The sequence below is a fragment of the Methylobacterium sp. UNC378MF genome (assembly GCF_900103195.1).
GTDB lineage: Bacteria > Pseudomonadota > Alphaproteobacteria > Rhizobiales > Beijerinckiaceae > Methylobacterium.
Genome location: NZ_FMWU01000011.1, coordinates 183,519 through 202,736, shown reverse-complemented (window position 1 = coordinate 202,736; position 19,218 = coordinate 183,519). Strand labels below are relative to the sequence as shown.

17 protein-coding genes, 1 tRNA gene and 1 pseudogene are annotated in these 19,218 nt (G+C 69.5%); 12 read left to right on the top strand and 7 right to left on the bottom strand.

What is annotated here, in order from left to right; translation table 11 throughout:
- On the top strand, nucleotides 1-306 hold a 306-nt coding region (locus BLT59_RS13860), incomplete at its 5' end, for an integrase core domain-containing protein (protein ID WP_139174051.1).
- Between the two features lie 38 nt (nucleotides 307-344).
- Here the strand turns inward: BLT59_RS13860 and BLT59_RS13855 are convergent.
- Nucleotides 345-1,244, bottom strand: a pseudogene (locus BLT59_RS13855) (GAF domain-containing protein); the annotation flags it as partial.
- 4 nt (nucleotides 1,245-1,248) lie between these two features.
- On the bottom strand, nucleotides 1,249-1,458 hold the full coding sequence (locus BLT59_RS13850) for a type II toxin-antitoxin system ParD family antitoxin (protein ID WP_091780811.1): 210 nt from the start codon (nucleotides 1,456-1,458) through the stop codon (nucleotides 1,249-1,251).
- 198 nt (nucleotides 1,459-1,656) lie between these two features.
- Here BLT59_RS13850 and BLT59_RS13845 point away from each other — a divergent pair, with 198 nt between their 5' ends.
- From BLT59_RS13845 to BLT59_RS13830, 4 genes are all read left to right on the top strand, one after another.
- Nucleotides 1,657-1,866 (top strand): YgaP-like transmembrane domain, encoded by a 210-nt coding sequence (locus BLT59_RS13845; protein WP_091780808.1) that lies wholly within the window; start codon nucleotides 1,657-1,659, stop codon nucleotides 1,864-1,866.
- 132 nt (nucleotides 1,867-1,998) lie between these two features.
- Nucleotides 1,999-2,823, top strand: coding sequence for a Crp/Fnr family transcriptional regulator (locus BLT59_RS13840; protein WP_091780805.1), 825 nt, complete (start codon nucleotides 1,999-2,001; stop codon nucleotides 2,821-2,823).
- A complete protein-coding gene (locus tag BLT59_RS13835; protein WP_091780802.1) occupies nucleotides 2,820-6,119 on the top strand; it encodes a GAF domain-containing protein in 3,300 nt (1,099 codons plus the stop codon). Before BLT59_RS13840 ends, BLT59_RS13835 begins: the two co-directional genes overlap by 4 nt.
- 206 nt (nucleotides 6,120-6,325) lie before the next feature.
- Nucleotides 6,326-8,056, top strand: coding sequence for a sensor histidine kinase (locus BLT59_RS13830; RefSeq protein WP_091780799.1), 1,731 nt, complete (start codon nucleotides 6,326-6,328; stop codon nucleotides 8,054-8,056).
- A 160-nt stretch (nucleotides 8,057-8,216) separates the two neighbouring features.
- On the opposite strand, the gene BLT59_RS13825 is transcribed toward BLT59_RS13830, so the two are convergent.
- Nucleotides 8,217-8,441, bottom strand: a complete 225-nt coding sequence (locus BLT59_RS13825) for a helix-turn-helix domain-containing protein (protein ID WP_280141055.1) — start codon at nucleotides 8,439-8,441, stop codon at nucleotides 8,217-8,219.
- A gap of 410 nt (nucleotides 8,442-8,851) precedes the next feature.
- On the opposite strand from BLT59_RS13825, the gene BLT59_RS13820 reads away from it, so the two are divergent.
- The 4 genes from BLT59_RS13820 to BLT59_RS13805 all read left to right on the top strand — a co-directional run bounded on the left by BLT59_RS13820 (nucleotide 8,852) and on the right by BLT59_RS13805 (nucleotide 14,195).
- Entirely contained in the window at nucleotides 8,852-10,942 is a 2,091-nt protein-coding gene (locus BLT59_RS13820) for a prolyl oligopeptidase family serine peptidase (RefSeq protein WP_091780792.1), read from the top strand.
- Between the two features lie 84 nt (nucleotides 10,943-11,026).
- A complete protein-coding gene (locus BLT59_RS13815) occupies nucleotides 11,027-12,058 on the top strand; it encodes a hypothetical protein (protein WP_091780789.1) in 1,032 nt (343 codons plus the stop codon).
- Between the two features lie 94 nt (nucleotides 12,059-12,152).
- Nucleotides 12,153-12,395 carry a hypothetical protein gene (locus BLT59_RS13810; RefSeq protein WP_091780786.1) on the top strand — a complete coding sequence of 81 codons (243 nt, stop codon included), beginning with the start codon at nucleotides 12,153-12,155 and terminating at the stop codon, nucleotides 12,393-12,395.
- Between the two features lie 111 nt (nucleotides 12,396-12,506).
- A complete protein-coding gene (locus BLT59_RS13805; protein ID WP_091780783.1) occupies nucleotides 12,507-14,195 on the top strand; it encodes a recombinase family protein in 1,689 nt (562 codons plus the stop codon).
- On the opposite strand, the gene BLT59_RS13800 is transcribed toward BLT59_RS13805, so the two are convergent.
- A tRNA-Arg gene (locus BLT59_RS13800) sits at nucleotides 14,166-14,242 on the bottom strand. The two genes, BLT59_RS13805 and BLT59_RS13800, sit on opposite strands and share 30 nt — an antisense overlap.
- Nucleotides 14,243-14,420: 178 nt before the next feature.
- On the opposite strand from BLT59_RS13800, the gene BLT59_RS13795 reads away from it, so the two are divergent.
- The 3 genes from BLT59_RS13795 (at nucleotide 14,421) to BLT59_RS13785 (ending at nucleotide 16,493) form a co-directional block, all read left to right on the top strand.
- Nucleotides 14,421-15,515: an acyltransferase family protein gene (locus BLT59_RS13795; RefSeq protein ID WP_091780780.1), complete on the top strand. Its 1,095-nt coding sequence runs from the start codon at nucleotides 14,421-14,423 to the stop codon at nucleotides 15,513-15,515.
- 86 nt (nucleotides 15,516-15,601) lie between these two features.
- Complete coding sequence (locus BLT59_RS13790) at nucleotides 15,602-16,024, top strand: RNA polymerase sigma factor region1.1 domain-containing protein (protein WP_091780777.1); 423 nt, start codon at nucleotides 15,602-15,604, stop codon at nucleotides 16,022-16,024.
- 79 nt (nucleotides 16,025-16,103) lie between these two features.
- Entirely contained in the window at nucleotides 16,104-16,493 is a 390-nt protein-coding gene (locus BLT59_RS13785; RefSeq protein WP_091780774.1) for a phage holin family protein, read from the top strand.
- 222 nt (nucleotides 16,494-16,715) lie between these two features.
- On the opposite strand, the gene BLT59_RS13780 is transcribed toward BLT59_RS13785, so the two are convergent.
- The 3 genes from BLT59_RS13780 to BLT59_RS13770 all read right to left on the bottom strand — a co-directional run bounded on the left by BLT59_RS13780 (nucleotide 16,716) and on the right by BLT59_RS13770 (nucleotide 19,161).
- Nucleotides 16,716-18,440, bottom strand: a complete 1,725-nt coding sequence (locus BLT59_RS13780) for a sensor histidine kinase (RefSeq protein ID WP_091780771.1) — start codon at nucleotides 18,438-18,440, stop codon at nucleotides 16,716-16,718.
- Between the two features lie 6 nt (nucleotides 18,441-18,446).
- Complete coding sequence (locus BLT59_RS13775) at nucleotides 18,447-18,863, bottom strand: response regulator (protein WP_091780768.1); 417 nt, start codon at nucleotides 18,861-18,863, stop codon at nucleotides 18,447-18,449.
- A 79-nt stretch (nucleotides 18,864-18,942) separates the two neighbouring features.
- Nucleotides 18,943-19,161 (bottom strand): hypothetical protein, encoded by a 219-nt coding sequence (locus BLT59_RS13770; protein WP_091780766.1) that lies wholly within the window; start codon nucleotides 19,159-19,161, stop codon nucleotides 18,943-18,945.
- Nucleotides 19,162-19,218 lie beyond the last annotated feature (57 nt).

Genomic DNA, 19,218 nt, shown 5'->3' with positions numbered 1-19,218 from the left:
GGCCCTGAGATGATCTCGAAGGCGCTGCGCAAATGGGTCGCCAAAGCTGGCTCGCAGATCCAGTACATCGCACCGGGATCGCCGTGGGAGAACGGGTACTGTGAGAGCTTCAACGGCAAGCTGCGCGACGAGTGCCTACGCCAAGAGATCTTCTACTCGCTGAAGGAGGCGCAGATCGTGATTGGTCTATGGCAATCCACCTACAACCGCGTCCGACCGCACTCGTCGCTTGGCTATCGGCCACCTGCGCCTGTCAGCTTCCCAGATCTGGCCTTCCGGCTACCCATGGCCGCTACCATGCAGTAGCCTCCCACTCGGCTCGGTCCAAAATACCGGTCAGGTCACTGCGCGTCCTGAAGCTCAGCCTCCGCCCTGAGCCGCGCGCTGATGTCGTGGGCTTGGTGGAAGGCGCCAAATACCTTTCCCGCCGCGTCGCGCAGGGGCGTGTAGCTGATCTCCCAACACGGCTGGCCGAACTCGGTCCGGCCGAAGACGGCCTCGACCTTGTACGCCTCGCCGGCAAGCGCCCGGGCCATGTTGGTGCGCATCACGGCGGCTTGCTCGGGGATGAACAGGTCGGGGAAGACGTCGCCGACCTTCGTGTAGAAGCCGTTGACCCGGAAAAACTCGTCGTTGTGGGCCTTGTTGAAGGCGATCAGCCGGTACTCCGTGTCGAAGACGCAGATCGGCGCTGTGTCGGATTGGACGATGTTCTCGTACAGGTCGCGCTCGGCGGTGCGTGAGGCGAGGCGCTGATTGGCATCGAGGTGGAAGCCGATCAGGTCGGCGAACATCTTGAACATGCCCACGACCGCGGGCGTGTTCAGCTTGGCGGGCTTGGGGTCGATGGCGCAGAGCGTGCCGAAGAACGTGCCGTCGGGCAGCACGATGGGCATCGAGATGTAGCTCTGGAAGCCGTATTGGGCGGGCGTGTGGTGCCCGCAGAAGGCGGGGTCCTCGGCGACATGGTCGATGACGACGGCGGTGCCGCTCTGCCGGATCTCGTGGCAGATGGTCGTCTCAAGGCTCAACTCACCGCCAGGCTTGAGGCCGAAGGCGATGTCATCCTTGACGGCGCAGGCCACCCAGCGGTCCTCGGTGACGCGCGCCACGGCGGCGAAGCCCATCCCGGTGGTTCGGCACACCACGTCGAGGATCGTGGGCACGGCCGCGATGCTCTCGACCGCGACGACGTCGCTGAGGAAGCCCTGCTGGAGCGTCGGGGCAGGTCTGGGTTCCGTCATCGAGTCAGCGGCCTGGACGATGGTCCGCACGGGCCCCTTCGTGGGCTGCCGGGCGCGCATCGGCAATCAGCGCATGGTCACGCTCGATCAGAAGGCGCAGACCGGCTCGCACCACCTCGCTCGCGTTCGAGTAGTAACCCGATGCGACCTGAGCGTTGATGTAGGCGGTCAGTTCGGTCGTCAGGGAGACGTTGCGGGTCGGCGTATTCGACATGCCAACGGTCTGTCACGCTCCGGCGGGACCGTCAAAGGTTGCCAACCACACACCCCGGATCCGGCAGAGGGGGGGACAGCAACGGCGTGGCCGCGAAGCGGACACTCCCAAGGTTCGGAAGGGTCGGGAGCGGCCCGCCGCGAAGTGGTGCCAACCGTTAGGCTTCGGCCACTAGGAAAACGGCCCGTGGCGAACCGAATGGTGCGCGACGTCGTCAGGCTGCATACGAACCTGACCACCACACAACGCGCCGCGTCGTTGGTTCTCGGGCTCGGCCTGGCGGCCGTCGCGGCGCGGGCCGCCCACGACAAACTCCTCCGCCTGCCCGCCCTGGTCGCTGGCGCAGCCCTGGCCATGCGCCGGGCTACCGGACACTGCTCAATGAAGGCCATCCTTCACCACGGCTGACGTTCCGCCATCGCATTGGACCAAACGCGCTCGGCAACGTCGAAAACTGTCCAATGTCGGATTGTGGGATCAGGCCGGCCATGGCATAGCTCCGGCGCGAAGACGCCGCCCAGCGCCGGAACTCCCCACTTCATGTCGTGCGACACCGGTCACCCGTTCGAGGGCAACCTGCTCCTGGCCGCGCTCGCGCCCCGCGACGTCGACCTTATCGCGCCGCATCTCGCCCGCGCGGACCACGCGCGGGGCGACACGTTGTTCGAGGTCGACCAGGACGTCTCGTATGTCACCTTCCCGCTCGACCGCACTGTCGTCACCCTGGTCGTTCCCGCCGGCGGTGACCGGAACGTCGAGACGGCCACGGTCGGCCACGAGGGCGCCGTCGGAGGCGTCGTCAGCCAAGGATACCTGCCGGCCTTCACCCGATGCGTGGTCCTGGTCGAGGGCTCGGTCCTCCACATGCAGGCGGACCGCCTTAAGGAGGCCAAGCGCGTCTCGCCGACCCTGAACGACCTGTTCGTGCGCTACGCCGACTGCCTGCTCGCGCAGATCCTGCAATCCGTGGCGTGTAACTCCGCCCATCCCATCGAGCACCGGGTGCTGCGCTGGCTCCTCAGCCTGCAGGACCGGCTCGGGACCGACGCCTTGCCGGTCACCCAGGCGGTGCTGGGCAACATGCTCGGGATCGGGCGCACCTACGTCACCGGCGTGCTGGCCAACCTGCAGCGCCAGGGGCTGATCCACGTCGGGCGCGGGCGCATCCACATGCTCGACCGGTCCCGGACGGAGGCGGCCTGCTGCGGGTGCCACGCCCGGGTGCGCCGGCACTTCGAGACCGTGCTCGGGGCCATCTACGCGCCAGAGGGCGAGATCCTCGCGGTCGAGGCCACGCCGCCCATCACGGGGCCCGAGCGTCCGCCGGATCCTCTCAGGCCGGAGGTTCGGGAGGCGGGCCGATGACCGCCCGGACCTCCGCCCGGATCGAGGTCGCTCGCCCCTCGCGCCTCGCGGCGCTCGACGCCTACGGCATCCTCGACACGCCGCCCGAGCAGGGCTTCGACGACATCGTCCACCTCGCCCGCAAGGCGTGTGGCACGCCGGTGGCGCTCGTGAGCCTCGTGGCCGAGGACCGGCAATGGTTCAAGGCGCGCGTGGGGTTCGAGCCGTGCGAGACCTCGCTCGACCAGTCGGTCTGCGCCCACGTGCTCGGCGCGCCCGACCTCCTTGTCATCCCCGACCTGACCCTCGACCCCCGCACGCGCGACAACCCGCTGGTGACGGGTGAGCCGTTCATCCGGTTCTATGCCGGCGCGCCCTTGGTGGCGGCGAACGGCGAGCCGATCGGCTCGCTGTGCGTGATCGACGGCGCCCCGCGACCCGGGGGGTTGACCCCCGACCAAGCCGACTCGCTGCGGGCACTCGCCGGACAGGTCATGGCCCAACTGGAGCTCCGCCGGTCGTTGGCCGAGCGCGACGCCATGCTCGCGGCCCAGCGCGCGACGGTGGTCCAGCACGAGGCCCTGCTCGCGGCCCAGGAGGCCGTGGCTCGGGCGGGCGGGCAACTCGACGTCGCCCTTCAGGCGGTGGTCGACGGGGTACTGCGGGCGCTGCCCCAGGCCGAGGGCGCCGTGGTCGAGATGCTCGACGGCGACGAGCTCGTCTACCGCAACGCGGCGGGCAGCCTCGACCCGCACCTCGGGCTGCGACTGCCGCTGCACGGCAGTCTGGCCGGGGCTTGCCTCCTGTCCGGCGAGGCACGGGTGGTGGCCGACGTCCGCAAGGACCGCCACGTCAGGGGCGACCTCATTGAGCGCCTGTCCCTACGCTCCTGTGCGGTCGTGCCCCTGTTCCGCCGGGGCGAGGGCATCGGCGTCCTCAAGGTGCAATCGAGCAGACCCGGAGCCTTCACGGCGCGCGACGGCGAGGTGGTCGGCCTGTTCGCCGGAACGGTCGTGGCCGGCCTGTCCCAGGTCGGGGAGGCCGAGGCTCGGCGCAGCGCCCGGTCCAGCCAGGACCGGTACAAGGCGGTGTTCGACAGCGCCATCGACTACGCCATCATCGCGATGGACCGCAGCGGCATCGTCACCGACTGGAACGCCGGGGCCACGAAGATCCTCGGTTGGGAACCCGGCGTGATGTGCGGCAAGCCCGCCGACGGCTTCTACACGCCCGAGGATCGTGCCGCCGGCATCCCCGCCCAGGAAATGGCCGCCGCCCTGTTGACCGGTCACGGCATCGACGACCGCTGGCACCTGCGTTCGAACGGCGAGCGCTTCTGGGCCAACGGCGAGATGATGGTGCTGCGCGACGAAGCCGGCGAGGGCGTCGGCTTCGTGAAGATTCTGCGCGACCGCACCGAGCAACGTCTTGGGTTCGAGCGCCTGCGGGAGGCGGAGGACCGGCTGCACCGGGCCCAGGAGGCCGGCGGTGTCGGCATGTTCGTGGTCGATGCCGAAGGCATCCTGCATCCGACGCCGGAGTTCTGCCGCCTCTACGGCCTGCCGGAGCGCGACAGCTATCCGTCCACGGCCTTCGAGCGCCTGGTCGTGCCGGAGGACGCGCACCTCGTCTCGACGTCGGCATCGCGCGCCAGCGGAGAGGCCCCGCGCGACGTCGAGTACCGCATCCGGCGCCCGGACAACGGCGAGATCCGCTGGATCGCCCGACGGGGCGACCTCGAACACGACGAGCACGGCCGCTCGGTGCGCTTCGCGGGCGCGTCACGCGACATCACCGAGCAGGTGGCGGCGCGCGAGGCCCTGGCCGAGAGCGAGCGGCATTGGCGCGGCCTGTTCGAGCAGTTGCGCGAGGGCTTCATCCTCGGTCGCGTGATCCGCGACGCCTCCGGCCGGGTGACCGACTGGCGATACGAGGAGGTCAACCGCGCCTGGGGCGATCTCGTCGGCGTGTCGAGCGAGCAGGCGGCGGGCCGCACCATCCGCGAGGTCTTCGCGGGCATCGAGGACGAGTGGGTCCAGGAGTTCGCGAACGTGGTCGAGAGCGGCCGCTCGGCCACCTTCATCCGGCAGGTCGGGACCCTGGAACGCTGGTACGAGGGGCGCGCGCACAAGCTGACCGACGAGACCTTCGTGGTGCTGTTCATGGAGGTGACCGACCGTATCGTGGCGGAGCGGGCCCGCGAGGCCGAGGAGCGGCGCAGGTCCGCCCTGCTGGAGCTGGGGGACCAACTCCGCGACCTGGCGGCAATCCCCGAAATGACCCGTGCCGCGGCCGAGCTCGTGGGTCGCACCTTGCACGCCAGCCGAGCCGGGTTCGGCCGGCTCGACGCCAACGCCGAGCATGTGGTGCTGGAGCCTGACTGGACCGCCACGGGCCTGCGCAGCATCGCCGGCCGGCACCGGTTCGAGGATTACGGCGACCTGCGGCTGGACCTGCTGCATGGCCAGCCCGTCGTCGTGCGGGACGTGGCCGCGGACCCGCGCACCGCCGCGAACCTCGCCGCCCTGCAGGCGATCGACGTCGCCAGCGTGATCAACATGCCGGTGCGGGAACGCGGGCGCACCGTGGCCCTGTTCTTCGTCCACGACCGTATCCCGCGGAACTGGAGCTCGGAGGATCTCGGCTTCCTTCGGGCCGTCGCCGACCGCGTCGAGGCGGCGGTGGCGCGAGTCCGGGCCGAGGAGCAGCAGCAACTCCTGAACCGCGAGCTGTCGCATCGCATGAAGAATACGCTGGCGATGGTCCAGGCCATCGCTACCCAGACCCTCCGTGGCGCGAGCGACATCGAGGCAGCCAAGGAGGTCCTAGCCGCGCGCCTGATCGCGCTGGGCAAGGCCCACGACATCCTCATGATGGGCGAAGGGGAAAGCCGGGAAACCGACATGCGCGCCGTAGTCGAGAACGCGCTCGACCTGCACGACGACCCGGGGCAGAGGCGCTTCAGCCTTCACGGGCCTTCGGTCCCTTGCGGCTCCCGCACTGCCCTTTCCTTGGCTCTGATGATGCACGAGCTGGCGACGAACGCGGCCAAGTACGGCGCGCTCAGCACGCCCGACGGCCACGTCACCCTGTCCTGGAGCGTCGATGGCCCGGACGGCGACGAGGCGGTCCACCTGACCTGGCGTGAGGAAGGCGGGCCGCCAGTCGTCGCCCCGAGCCGTCGCGGGTTCGGCTCCCGCCTGATCGAACGCGGGCTCGCCGGGGCGGTCGGCGGGCGTGTCGAGCTCCGCTACGAGCCGGAGGGGGTGTGCTGCACCCTAACCGCGCCGCTGGCCGGGTTCTTGGCCGATGGCTGAAGGTGTCCGCCGGTCCGGGGAGGGCCCGCCCCTAGAGAGGGCCTGATCGCCAACCGATGATATCGCCCCAATATCGAGACAGAATGCTTGGTGGGCAGCGTTCGCAACGCCGCACGCCCTGGGCGCGTTTGCAATGTCACCTAGGTTGATGCCGGAATCCTTCAGTACCGCTGACGAGGGAACCGAGGAGTAGTGCTGGTCCCTCAATGTCGCTGACCAACCGGATCGTGGGTTTGGTGGCCCTGGCGCTCATGCCGGCGTTGGTCATCCAGGGTTACAACGAGTACGCGCTGCGCGCGGCGCGCACCGAAGTCGTGCGCGCCGAGGCGATCCGGACCGCCCGGGGTGTCGCGGCCGATCTCGGACAGTTCGGGCGCGGCGTCCGCCAGGCCCTGCGCATCCTCGCGGAGGTTCCCGAGATCCATGGCATGGACCCGGAGGTCTGCACGCCGTACCTGCGGACGCTGCTCGACAAGGTGCCCGGCGCTTTCTTCTTCGGCGTCATCGGCGCAGACGGTCGCGTCGTCTGCAACACCCTCGGCTCCGCCCGCGGCGCCTATTCGCTCGCGGACCGCCGATACTTCCAGGATGCAATGAGAGCCGGCTTCGCCGTCGGCGAGTATGTCCGCGGCCGCATCACCGACCGGCCGACCATTCAGCTCGCGCAAGGAATTCCGGGGCCTGACGGACGCCCGGCGGGCGTCGTCCTGGCGAGCGTCGACCTCGATTACCTCGCTAGGCAACAATCCCAGGCCGGTCTGCCCGCGGATGCCACGCTCACGGTCGCCGACAGGAAGGGCGCGATCCTGCTGCGCGTGCCCGATCAGGCCGAGTGGGTCGGCAAGCTCCTGCCGCCCGCCTACCAAGCGACGCTCCAGGCCAACCGTGGCCAAGTCGTCGACATGATCGGGTTGCGCGGCACGACGCGCATCACCGGGGTCGCGGCCGCCACCCCGGACGACCTCGACGGCATCACGGTCGCGGTCGGCCTGTCGCCGGTCACGGCCTTCGCGGACATCGATGCGGCGACGAGGCGTGGCCTGATCCTCATCGGCCTGGGCGCCGCCCTTGCGCTGGCAGCGGCCCTGTTGGCCGGACGTGCCTTCATCCGTGAGCCGGTGCATCGACTGCTCAGGACCGCCAGCGCCTGGAGGGCCGGTGACCTCGGGGCGCGCACCGGCATCGCAGGGCCCACCGAGTTCGGCCAGCTCGGCGAGGCGTTCGATGCGATGGCGGCCTCGCTGCAGAAGCATGAGGGCGAACTGCGGGCCGAGATCTCGCGCAGCCACCAGCTGCAGGAGCGGCAGACGATGATGCTGCACGAGCTCAACCACCGCGTCCGCAACACGCTGGCCACGGTGCAGTCGCTGGCCCGGCAATCGCGTCGTAGCGACGCGACCGACGAGCGGCTGGAGGGACGCATCCTCGCGCTGTCCAAGACGCACGACCTGCTCTCGCGAGACGACTGGTCCGGGGCCTCGCTCGTGACGGTTCTTGAGAACGAGCTGTCGCCCTTTGAAGGTAAGCAGGATGAACGGTTTCGGCTGGACGGCCCCGACATCGAGCTGCCGCCGCGCTACGTCCTGGCACTCGGCATGACACTTCACGAACTCACCACGAACGCGGCCAAGTACGGCGCCCTCTCCGTCGAGACCGGGCGTGTCGATATCGCGTGGCGCGTGGCCACCGGGGAAAGCGGTGCGCGTCGGCTCGTAATCGAATGGCGCGAGACCGGCGGGCCGCCGGTAAGCGAGCCGCGTCGGCGCGGCTACGGCACAAGGCTGATCAACGGTGGCGTCAGCCACGAGCTCGGGGGCAAGGTCCGCCTCGATTTCGAGGCCCCCGGCCTGCGATGCACGGTCGACGTGCCGCTCGATGCGCAGGACCGCTTCACCTCGTTCCGGGATGTCGGGAGTCCCTCGTCCCCATCGTCGTGATGAGACCCGCTTGCCGGTCTCCGTCTCAGGATTTCCGGCGACGCCGCCGAGGTGGGCCGAGATGCAGAGCGCCAGGGTTACGCTGGCGGCAAACAGGAAGCATGCTCGGAGGCGGACGCTCGTTGTGTCGTCGTCCGGGCGGCGGTGCCACGCCGAAGCCTCAGTCGACCGCGCGCTTTTCCATATGCAGGTAAGTGGGATCGAACTCGGCGGCTTTCAGAAGCTCATCCCGTGCCTCGATCACCAGCGTCTTCCCCCGGAGCGTGACCAGGTTCGGGGCGCGCATGTCCCGCAGCACGCGGTTCACGTGCACAGACGTGAGCCCGGGCGCATCAGCGAGGTCGACCTGCTTGACCGGCATTGGGCAGCGGTAGCCCTTCGCCAGCTCGACAGCCTGGAAGCAGACCTTCCCAAAGCCTGCAATGGGTCGACACCGGACAGGCGGTCACCTGAAACTGAATGTCCGCTACCGGGCGTTCAGTCGATGTCCGCTGATGGCGCTCTGCCGACCTGCTGGCGCATCCCTCAGGCTGTGGAGCGCTCCGCACGCATCGTTGACCAGGGTCCACTTCGATGGTCCATTCCCTAGGTCCGATGCCGCAGAAAATGGGCGGTCGAGGGCCTAACCCCTTGATGTCGTACCCCACGCGGTTTTGGCTGAGAATCCTGGCACCCCAGCTATTTGTCCTCCAGCTTCGCAGAAGTCAGACGGGAGCGCCCTGTAGGGCTTTAGCCCGATTCACGTTTTCGCCTCCCTGCTTCTAGGAACCCAAGGCGCGAGGTACGCTCTTGGGCATGCCTGCTGACCCCAACGCATACGGCGATCCCCGGCCGACCCTGAAGTCGCCCGATGACGATCCCTACCTCTGGTTGGAGGAGGTCGATGGGCCTGACGCACTGGCCTGGGTCGAAGCGCGCAGCGCAGAAACGCTTGGCCTCTACGGCGACGCCGATTTCCGCCGCGATCGCGACATCATCCAGCGCCTCCTCGATCGACCCGATCGGATTCCGTTCGCTCAGCGTTACGGGTCCTGGCTCTACAATTTCTGGAAGGATGCCGAGCATCCTCGTGGCGTGTGGCGCCGTGTCGGTGAGGCAGGCTATCGCGCCGCGATCCCAGACTGGGAGATCCTGCTCGATCTCGACGCGCTCGCCGCGACTGAGGGGGAGGACTGGGTCTGGGCCGGAGCGGCGATCCTGAAGGGCGACCTCGATCGTGCGCTTCTGCGGCTGAGCCGCGGCGGGAAGGACGCGGCCGTCGTGCGGGAGTTCGACCTAAGCACTCGCGCCTTCGTCGCAGACGGCTTCGTCCTGCCCGAGGCCAAGGGGGGCGCCACCTGGCTCGACCGCGCCTCCGTAATCCTCTCCAGTCCCCTCGGTCCTGGTATGGCGACGCGATCCGGATACGCACGAACGGTCCGGCTCTGGTCGCGCGGCACGGATCCGCTCGACGCACCCGTGCTGTTCGGGTCCGCCAAAGGCAGCATGGGGGTCTGGGGCTCCTGCGACCATCAAACGGGATCGGAACGCCTGACGGTCGTCGAGCGGTTTGGCTTCTTCGACACGGCCATCCATCTCGGCGACCGCACCGGCATGTGTGTCCGGCTCGACCTTCCCTCGCATGCCGAGATTCAGCTTCACCGTAACCAACTGTCCGTGCGACCCAGGCAACCATGGACCGTCGGTGGAGTCGAACATGCCGTCGATACGGTTCTGACGATCGCGCTAACCGACCTTCTGGCGGGTAGCCGCGAGTTCACGGTCCTATGGCAGCCTGACGAGCGACACGCGCTCCAGGGCGTGTTCTGGTCGGCCGGGCGGCTTATCGTGGATGCCCTGGAGGACCTGCGCCCCACCTATACCGTCTTCGAACGGGGACCGGAGGGTTGGACGCGGCAGCCTCTTCACGGGCTTTCTGATTTAGGCTCGGTCCACCTCTGGCCTCTCGACGGAGATCCGGAGAGAGCGGACGGAGCCTTGCTCGCGCTCGTCCACGATCCAGTGACGCCGCCAACGCTACTCGCTCTCCCACCCGCGCTCGACGCGCCGGCCGTCCTGCGTCAGGCCCCGCCGGCGTTCGACGCGCGCACCATCCGGATGAGCCGCCACGAGGCCGTATCGGCGGACGGCACGCGCGTTCCCTACGTTCAGGTTGGGCCGGAGGACGAAACGGGTGCGGCTCCCGTCCACCTGTCGGCCTATGGCGGGTTTGGGGTCTCGCGCTTGCCATCCTACCAGCCCGTGCTCGGCAAGCTCTGGCTGGAGCGAGGTGGCACCTGCGTGACTGCCAACATCCGCGGCGGCGGTGAGTACGGAACGCGCTGGCATCATGCGGGCCGGCGTGAGGGCAAGGCACGCACCCACGACGACTTCGCCGCGGTCGCCGCCGATCTCGTCGCCCGTGGTGTGACGCGACCGCCGCGCATCGCCGCCGAGGGCGGCTCGAACGGCGGCCTGCTGATCGCCAACATGCTCACCCGCTACCCGGAGCGGTTCGGAGCCCTGGCATGCACGATCCCGCTGATCGACATGCGGCGCTACACCAAGCTGCTCGCCGGTGCGAGCTGGATCGGGGAGTACGGCGATCCGGACGACCCGCAGGATTGGGCCTTCCTGGCGGGGATCTCCGCCTACCACGCCGCCGAAGCGGGGCGACCCTATCCGCCGATCCTGCTCGCCACGAGCCGCAGCGACGACCGGGTGCACCCCGGCCACGCGCGCAAGATGGCGCAGAAGCTGCGCGTCCTCGGCTGTGAGGTCGCGTTCTACGAGCCAGCGACAGGCGGACACGGCTACGGCAAGGACAACGCGCAGGCGGCGACGTTCAGGGCGTTGGAGCTGAACTTCCTGCGTCGATCGATCGGATGGGTAACGCCCGATGTATGAGCGCGATCCCGGCCCCGACGATGATGACCGTGGGCGCACGCCGCATACGGAACCGTGCCCACTCGTGGCCGTCGCGGAACCGTGATGTCCGACGACGACCGGGAGCCCCTCAACACGCGCCCGTTGAAAACGGCGGCGATGCATGGGGACGAGCGGGAGCACGCGGTTGCCAAGATCGAGGCCAATTTCCCGCCACCGGTCATCGGCCGACCGTCGGCCACCGAGCGCGCCACGCTACTCCGGGCGAGCTTCGGCCTCACCTTCGTCGGCCTCACCCAGATGCAGCTTCATCGTGCGATCCGCGAAGGCCGCGGGAAGGGTCGCCCGCGCGAAACACTCCTGCGGGAGATCGAAGCGAGGGTGCTGGACCATGTCGCGGGGCCTTGGGCGATCGCCACGGTCAAGGATGCCGCCGAGCAATCCGTCGGCGAGTTGTCGCCCTGCACCTCGTTCAAGGCCTTCAAGGATGCGTACCGCGACAAGGGGCGACACCGCCCGGCCAATGACGAGGACAGGGAGGCGGACGCAGCCTGGGTCGCCGAACAGCAGCGCATCCTGCGCCTGCTGGGGATCGCCGGCCTTCAGGACCAGAGCATCACCTCCGAGCACTACAAGCTCGGCGACGAGGTGCGGAGCCACGAGAGGCCTTGGTGGCAGGGCAAGGAGAGCCGCATGGAGGGGCGCCTGCTTCTCGACGCCAAGCGTCAGGAGAGCTGGCACCTGAGCCTGCCGGAGATGATCGAGGTCGCCATCCACGGGCATGTCCACCCGGCCGATCTGTGGCGTACCTACACTCTGTCGAGCCAGATGTTCGACGCCGCCCTCTGCGCGGGCTGGTGCGGCATCGGGAAGCTCGGTCCCCTCAGCTTGGACGGCGCGCGCTGGCTGGCTCACTACCTGGCCGGACGGACGACCCTGGACAGCAACGACGCGGCCGAGATCGGAGACTATCTGCGCAGCAGGGACCTGATCCTGCGCGCCTTCAACCGATATGCCGGGACTGACCTCGGCCTGTTGCGGCTGAATCTGCTGAACGAGGTGATGGCCGGGATTGTCCAGGGACAGCCCATACTGATCCGGACCCCCTTCGAGATGGCGAAGGTGCGGCTGGGCTGATTTTCTTGCCGCCGATGAGGGGCGAGCGAGTTTTTACCCCAGTTTTTGGGGGCAGCGTGGTGTCATTGGGGGGCTCCTTCCACGGAGCCCTACGATGCGTAAGTCCTTCTCGTCACACACATCCCGCCGCAAGGGCCGGAGCACGGTCGAGCCTGACCGCCCGGACGGGCGCCATGCCCCCGGGGCCCGAGCCCGCATCGTCCGCCGTCGTACCCAGGGGATCGCTGCACAGCCTTCGGTCGTCCTCGACCTGACTTATCGACCCCCGATCACGAGCCCCGAGCTCGAGGCGATCGAGCGGCATCTGGCCGACCTCATCGACGAACTCCTCGGGTGAGGGCCGGGCTCCGCGCCTCGCCAACCACCTGTTGGCAACGCGTTCCCGTCCCTGTCGCCCGGCCCCGCCGTTCTCCACTCTCCCTGCCGAATTAGATCGAGGAAGCCGCGCATGCCCCGCCAGACGCGCCAGCATCTCACACTCGCCGATCGGCCCGCGAGCGAGCCGACCGCTCCACGGCGAGCCGCTGCCTACACGCGTGTGTCGACCGGTCCCCAGGCAGAGGCCGACCTGTCCCTGCCCGATCAGGCCAATCAGATCCGGGGATGGTGCCAGGCGAACGGCTACGCGCTCTCGGACACGTTCGAGGAACGCGGGGCTTCGGCCACGAGCGACAAGGGACGCCCGCAGCTCAGGGCGTTGCTCGATCGGGCCTGCGACGGCTCACGTCCGTTCGACGCCATCGTCGTACACAGCCTCAGCCGATTCTTCCGCAACCAGTTCGCCCTCGAAGGCGCACGGCGACGATTGGCCGAGCACAGGGTCGAGCTGATCTCGATCACGCAACCTCTGGCCGGCAACGACCCGGCGAGCCACCTGATCCGCAACGTGCTGGCGATGTTCGACGAGTACCAGTCGTGGGAGAACCGTAAGCACGTCAAGCGCTCGATGAACGAGAACGCGCGTCAGGGGTTCTGGAACGGCTCGAGGGCACCCTACGGCTACCGGACGATCGAGGCCGGGCAGAAGGGCAGACGGACGAAGAAGGTGCTGGCCATCGATCCGGTCGAGGCGGAGGTGGTGCGGCTCGTGTACCGCCTGATCGTCGAGGGTGACGGCCGGTCCGGCCCGATGGGCGTCAAGGCGGTCTGCACGTGGCTGAACGAGCGCGGGATGTTCACGCGCAAGCTCTGCCGCTGGGGGATCGGACCGCTGCACGATATCCTGACGCGGCCGCTCTACGCCGGGACGTACCAGTTCAACAGGCGCGACTCGAAGACCCGGCAGCGCAATCCGGAGAGCGACATCGTCGAGGCCCCGGCCCCGGCGATCGTCAGCGGGGAGCTCTTCCAGGCCGTCCAGGACACGTTGCGCAGCCGCAGACCGTCCGAGGCCCCGCCGCGCGAGGTGACGGGACCGGTTCTGTTGACCGGCCTCGCTGTGTGCGGCCGGTGCGGCGGGGGGATGACCATGGCGACCGGGACGTCGAGCACCGGCAAGGTGTACCGCTACTACAAGTGCTCGCCGCAGATGCGGATCGGCGAGAAGGCCTGCAAGGGCATGACCATCGCGATGGACACGCTTGACGGTCTCGTCACGACGGCTCTGGAGCAGCGGCTTTTGACCACCGAACGATTGCAAGAGATCCTGTCGGAACTGGCGGCGCGTCGTCAGGCACGGATCGGTCCCGCACAGGCGCGGGTGCAGGCGCTCGCGGAAGAGGTGTCGGATGCGGATATACGCCTGAAGCGCCTCTACGGCTCGATTGAGGACGGGATCGCAGATGGGGCCGATCCGACGCTGAAGCAACGCCTCGACAGCTTACGTACCGGTCGAGACCGGGCGAGGGATGCGCTGGAGCGCCTGCGTGAACAGCTGCGAGAGCCAGTGGCGATCGCGCCGGAGCGCGTCGAGGTGTTCGCGCGTGAGATGCGAGCGCGGCTACGCGAAGGCGAGGTGCCGTTCCGGAAGGCCTACATCCGAGCGGTGATCGATAGCGTGGAGGTCAAACCGGATCAAATCCGGAATACAGGGCGACGCGACGTTCTGGAAAAAGCTGTCGCGAAAGGACCGGACGCCCCACCTGGCGTTCGCAGTTCTGTTCGTGAATGGCGCACCCGACACGATTCGAACGTGTGACCTTTGCCTTCGGAGGGCAACGCTCTATCCAGCTGAGCTACGGGTGCTTGCCGTGGCCATTCCCTAGCCCAACCGCGCCGCCAGCGCAACGGCGCCCGCACCATCACGTGCAGTCACAGGCAAAGCTGCCAGATACCCGGCAGGTGTTGCCCCGGTGTCCTTGCCTTCGCCCGCTGTTTCCCGACCCCTGACGTCAGAGGCAGAGGGGTTGCGGAGCGGGCAGGGGTGGCGGAGACAGCGGGCGGCCGGGATCCCCGGGCGAACAATTTCGGGTCCCTGCGTCTCCTGTTCGCGGGCCTGGTGATCCTCGCCCACGCCCCCGAACTCGTGGACGGCAACCGGTCGCGGGAGCTGCTGACGCAGGCCTTCGGCACCCTGTCCCTCGGAGAGATCGCCGTCGACGGCTTCTTCCTCGTGAGCGGCTACCTGATCACCGCGAGCTACCGCGCCAAGCGCTCCTTCGCCGACTATCTCGCCCGGCGAGCGCTGCGGATCTACCCGGCCTTCGTGGTCGCATCCCTCCTCTGCATCGCCGTCGTCGCGCCCCTGGGCGGCGGCGACCTCGCGGCGGCCTCGCCGATGGAGACCCTGCTGCGGCTGTCGCTGCTGCTGATGCCGGTGGTCCCGGGCGCCTTCGCCGAGCTGCCCTATCCGCTGCTCAACGGCGCGATGTGGACGATCCCCTGCGAATTCGGCTGCTACCTGCTGCTCGGTCTCGTCGGCACCGCCCGCGCCCTGCGCCGCCGCGGGCGGTATCTCGGCCTGCTCGCCGGACTCGGCACCCTGCTCGCCCTGCGCTGGCTCTTCCTGCCCGTCGGGCATCCGGGCGACGCCCTCGGCTCTCTGTCGGAGATGATCCGCCTGACCTTCGTGTTCTGCTGCGGCGGCGCCTTCCGGCTGTTCGCGGACCGCATCACCTATACGGGGCGCGGCGCGGCCCTGGCGGCCCTTCTGCTCCTGCCGCTGATGTTCAGCAGGCCGCTGGCCGAGCCGGCCTTCGCGATCCTCGGCGGCTACCTGATCTTCTGGTTCGCCTTCGCGGTGCGTCCCACCGCCCTCAGCCGCGTCACCGCCCAGGCCGACCCGTCCTACGGGCTGTATCTCTACGCTTGGCCGGTGCAGAACCTGCTGGTCGCACGGGTCCCCGGGATCTCTCCCTGGTCGGTCGCGGTCCTGACGCTCGCGGCCGCCATCCCCCTCGGCCTGCTGAGCTGGTACCTGATCGAGCGGCCGATGCTCCAGTTCCGGCCGGGAACCGGCGCCGCGCCCGATTCCGCGCGGTGCGAGGTGCCGAGCGCGAATCCTGCGCTCAGCGCCTAGCGCCGGACCACACGCGGCCGCCGGTAACCGGTGCCGCCCCGGCGCGTTCTTGAGGGACGGCGGGAACGCGGCCGCGGAGGCGGGTCATGACGCAGGCTCTGGATCGCGCGACGCTTGATCGGCTGGTCGCCCTCGGGCGGGCCCGGGGCGCGATCACCGCCGACGACCTGCGCGCCGTGCTGCCCGTCGAGCGCATGGATGTCGATGCCCTCGTCCTGGTGATGCTGGAGCTGGAGGCGGCGGGCGTGAGCGTCGAGCCCGAGGCCTTCGGCCCGCCGGCGGACCGGCCGCTTCCGGTCTCACTCACCCTCCCGGCGCCGCCGCCCGGCACGGCGCCGCCGGTCCGGGCGGCGGAAGGAGGACCCGGCGCGGCCTTCGCGGCGCCCCCATCCGCCGTGAAGGCCGCGCCGGAGCCGAACACGGACGACCGCGCCGATGCCGGCCGGGCCGTCCTCCTGGCCGGTCTGGCGACCGTGCTGATCCTCGGCGCCGTACTCCTGATGCTGTGAGTGTCCGGCGGGGAACGCTTCGGGCCGCGGCCCCGTTGGCCAGAAACGGCCGGAGACGGCCCCGAGGACCCTCGTATCCATGCGTCAGACCCCGGACGGAACCCTCGCCCTGCTGATCGCGGCCCTGCGCGAGGGAACGGCGCATATCGAGGCGCTGCTGACGCTGGCGCGGACGGAGGTCGACAGCAATATTCGGGCGCTGGTATCGCTGATCGCCATCATCGGCACGATCCCGGTGCTCCTGATCGTCACTTTCTTCCTCGGTCTGGACGCCGTGGTGAAGCTCCTGGCCGTGCCGTTCGGCGCCGAGGCCCCGGCTGCGCTGATCGTCGCAGCGCCGTTCCTGGCCGTCGCCCTCGGGCTCGGCTGGATGGGCGCCCGCCGGATGGCGCTCTCGAATCTCGAGCCCTGGCGGACGTGGCGGCAAGTGAAGCGGGACATCCGCGAGGTGACCCGCACCGGCGCCTGAGCGTGAGACCGGAAACCCTTCATTCAACAACATGATATGGTCGGATCCTCGCGCACGACGCGAGCGGCGCGGGCCCGCTCGCCGGCCGCCTTCTCGCGCTGCGGTCTCCCCACGCAGGCCGACATGCGCCAAGAGGCGAATCCAGCCACGTTGAAGCAATCTGTCCGGACTCGGCTCCAAACTCTTGTTCGCGCTTCGTGATCCTGCCGAATACCGGCACCCCTAGCCCGTCGGCGCCAGCATCGCGCCCAGGCCCGGATCCAGGGGCACGTCGATCCCGCACCGCAGGCCTGCGGTCTCGAAGGCGAGTTCGACGGTGCCGGCGAGTTCGCGCCGCACGCCGCCGGCGATCAGCCGCGTCCCGAAGCCGACCCGGGTCGGCGGCTGCACCGGCGGGCCGCCGCTCTCCTGCCAGGTGAACTGCAGGCGCCGCCCCCCCGCCGCGCCGGCGGCGAGCGACCACGCGACGCGGACGCGACCCTCCCGGACCGAGAGGGCGCCGTACTTGGCGGCGTTGGTGGTCAGTTCGTGGATGGTCATGCCGAGCGCCAGCACCTCGCGGGGGCTCAGCGACACGTCCGGGCCGTCGAGGCGGATCTGGTCGCCGCCAGTCCGGTAGGGACCGAGTTCGTTCTCCAGCACCTCGTGCAGGGAGGCGCCACTCCAATCCTCGCGGGTCAGGAGATCGTGAGTCTTCGACAGGGCCAGGATCCGCGCCTCCAGGACCTCCGCGGAGCCGCGGGACTGGCGGGCCAGGGCCTGGACGGTGGCCAGGGTGTTCTTCACCCGGTGGTTCAGCTCGTGCAGCATCGTGCCCTGCTGCGCCTGCAGGGCGCGCCCGCGCTGGATCTCCGTATGCAGCGCCGCGGTGCTGCGCTGGAGCGTGCCGGCCATGGTGTCGAGCTTGCTGCCGAGCCGGTCGAACTCGGTGGCGCCGTGCAGGCCGGTCCGGGCGGCGAGATCGCCGGCCTGCCAGGCTGCCGCGGTGCGCAGGAGCCGGTCGATCGGACGGCGGATGAACACCCGCCCGGCCACGAGGGCGGCGGCCAGCGCCAGCGCCGCTCCCACGGCGATCAGCACCAGCCCGCGGCGGGTGGCGGCGTCGACATCCGCGAAGGCGGTCGCGTAGTCGCGCCCGACGACGACGCGCACCCCCGCAAGCGGGCCGTCCGGCAGTGCGGTGGCGATGATCCGCAATCGGCCGTCGAGCCCCTCGGCGACGCGGACGTCGCTGCCTGCGGCCGTCAGCATGGCGACCCGGTCGGGCGGGATCGGCCTGCCGATCCAGGCCGCCTCGTCCGGGCGGCGGGCGATGATCAGCCCGTCGCGGTCCGTCACGGTGATCGCCGTCTCCGCTTGGTGGAGCGCCTGTTCCAGGTGATCGGAGAGCCAGTCGAGATCGACGGCGGCGAGGAGGACGCCGGCGGGGGCGCCTGCCGAATCTCCGGCATGGATGGCCCTGGCGAAGTGGATCGAGGGCCGCTTCGTCCGGAAGCCGACCGCATAGCCGCCCACTGCGTAGCCGCCCCGCTCCAGGGCGCGGTGGTGATAGGCGCGGCTGCGGCTCGAGTAGGAGCCCGCGGGCGAGCCGGCACTGTCGCAGATCACGGCGCCCTCGGGATCGGTGAGGGCGAGCAGCAGCACGTGCGGCAGCCGCTCCGCCGCCCTCCGCAGGTAGGTGGCGCAGGCCGCCGGCTCCCGCGCCTGCACCGAGGCATCCCCCGAGATCAGGTCGAGAGCCTGCTGCATCCGCTCGGAGATCTGCGCGAAATCCTCCGCGACGTCCCGCGCGGTGGCGCGGGCGTCGGCCCGAACGGCCGCGTCGCGGCTCGCCCTCAGGGCGACCTCGTTGTAGCCCTGGATCGCCAGTGCCGGGGCGAGCGCGAGGAGGACCAGCAGCAGGATGCGGGTCGTCAACGACAAGGGCAGCGACGGCGGCAGCGACATCGGCGGTCAGTCGAGGCCGGCGATCATCGCGCGGACCCGCGCCGCCTGCGCCTCCACGGAGAACGGCTTGGCGATCATCCGCATGTCCGGCTCCAGCGGACCGGTGCCGAAGGTCGCGTTCTCGGCGTAGCCGGTGATGAACAGGACCTTCAGATCCGGCCGGTGCGGGCGGGCCACCTCCACCATCTCCCGGCCCTTGGGGCCGCCGGGCAGGCCGACATCGCTGATCAGCAGGTCGATCCGACCCGGCGCGCGCAGCCGGGCGAGGCCCGCGCGGGCATCCGCGGCCCGGAGCGCGGTGCAGCCGAGGTCGGCCAGCACCTCCACGATCAGGTCGCGCACCACCGGCTCGTCCTCCACCACCAGCACGGTGTCGCCCTGCATGGCCTGGTGCAGCGCGGTGAGGGCGGGGCGCCGTCTCATGCCGGCGTTGTTGCAGAACCGGCAGGCCCTCGCCAGTGCGCTGCGCGGTCAGGTCGGCGGGAACGTGGGACGGATCGTCTCAGCGTCCGCCGGTCCGGCGACCATCCGGACGCAGGTGCAGGAAACTGCGCTCGCCGGTGGCGGCTTCGGCCACGTGCTGGATCGTGTCGAGCAGATCGGACACGGCCTGCGGCGTTCCCGGACGGAACCCCGCCTTCGGTTCGACCCAGCGCCGCTGCGTTCGGCCCGCGGCGATCTGCGCTTCGCTCAGCGCGTCGAAATCCCGGCCTCGGGTCATGGCTCAGCCCTCCGAAGGAGATTCTGTCGGGGACATGGTTGATGAAAGGTTAACGCC

What these genes read in the sequence shown, in the direction of transcription:
- BLT59_RS13850 (WP_091780811.1), bottom strand. Translation starts at nt 1,458, where the DNA reads ATGTCGAATACGCCGACCCGCAACGTCTCCCTGACGACCGAACTGACC.
- BLT59_RS13845 (WP_091780808.1), top strand. Translation starts at nt 1,657, where the DNA reads ATGGTGCGCGACGTCGTCAGGCTGCATACGAACCTGACCACCACACAA.
- BLT59_RS13840 (WP_091780805.1), top strand. Translation starts at nt 1,999, where the DNA reads ATGTCGTGCGACACCGGTCACCCGTTCGAGGGCAACCTGCTCCTGGCC.
- BLT59_RS13835 (WP_091780802.1), top strand. Translation starts at nt 2,820, where the DNA reads ATGACCGCCCGGACCTCCGCCCGGATCGAGGTCGCTCGCCCCTCGCGC.
- BLT59_RS13830 (WP_091780799.1), top strand. Translation starts at nt 6,326, where the DNA reads ATGTCGCTGACCAACCGGATCGTGGGTTTGGTGGCCCTGGCGCTCATG.
- BLT59_RS13820 (WP_091780792.1), top strand. Translation starts at nt 8,852, where the DNA reads ATGCCTGCTGACCCCAACGCATACGGCGATCCCCGGCCGACCCTGAAG.
- BLT59_RS13815 (WP_091780789.1), top strand. Translation starts at nt 11,027, where the DNA reads ATGTCCGACGACGACCGGGAGCCCCTCAACACGCGCCCGTTGAAAACG.
- BLT59_RS13810 (WP_091780786.1), top strand. Translation starts at nt 12,153, where the DNA reads ATGCGTAAGTCCTTCTCGTCACACACATCCCGCCGCAAGGGCCGGAGC.
- BLT59_RS13805 (WP_091780783.1), top strand. Translation starts at nt 12,507, where the DNA reads ATGCCCCGCCAGACGCGCCAGCATCTCACACTCGCCGATCGGCCCGCG.
- BLT59_RS13790 (WP_091780777.1), top strand. Translation starts at nt 15,602, where the DNA reads ATGACGCAGGCTCTGGATCGCGCGACGCTTGATCGGCTGGTCGCCCTC.
- BLT59_RS13785 (WP_091780774.1), top strand. Translation starts at nt 16,104, where the DNA reads ATGCGTCAGACCCCGGACGGAACCCTCGCCCTGCTGATCGCGGCCCTG.
- BLT59_RS13780 (WP_091780771.1), bottom strand. Translation starts at nt 18,440, where the DNA reads ATGTCGCTGCCGCCGTCGCTGCCCTTGTCGTTGACGACCCGCATCCTG.
- BLT59_RS13775 (WP_091780768.1), bottom strand. Translation starts at nt 18,863, where the DNA reads ATGAGACGGCGCCCCGCCCTCACCGCGCTGCACCAGGCCATGCAGGGC.
- BLT59_RS13770 (WP_091780766.1), bottom strand. Translation starts at nt 19,161, where the DNA reads ATGACCCGAGGCCGGGATTTCGACGCGCTGAGCGAAGCGCAGATCGCC.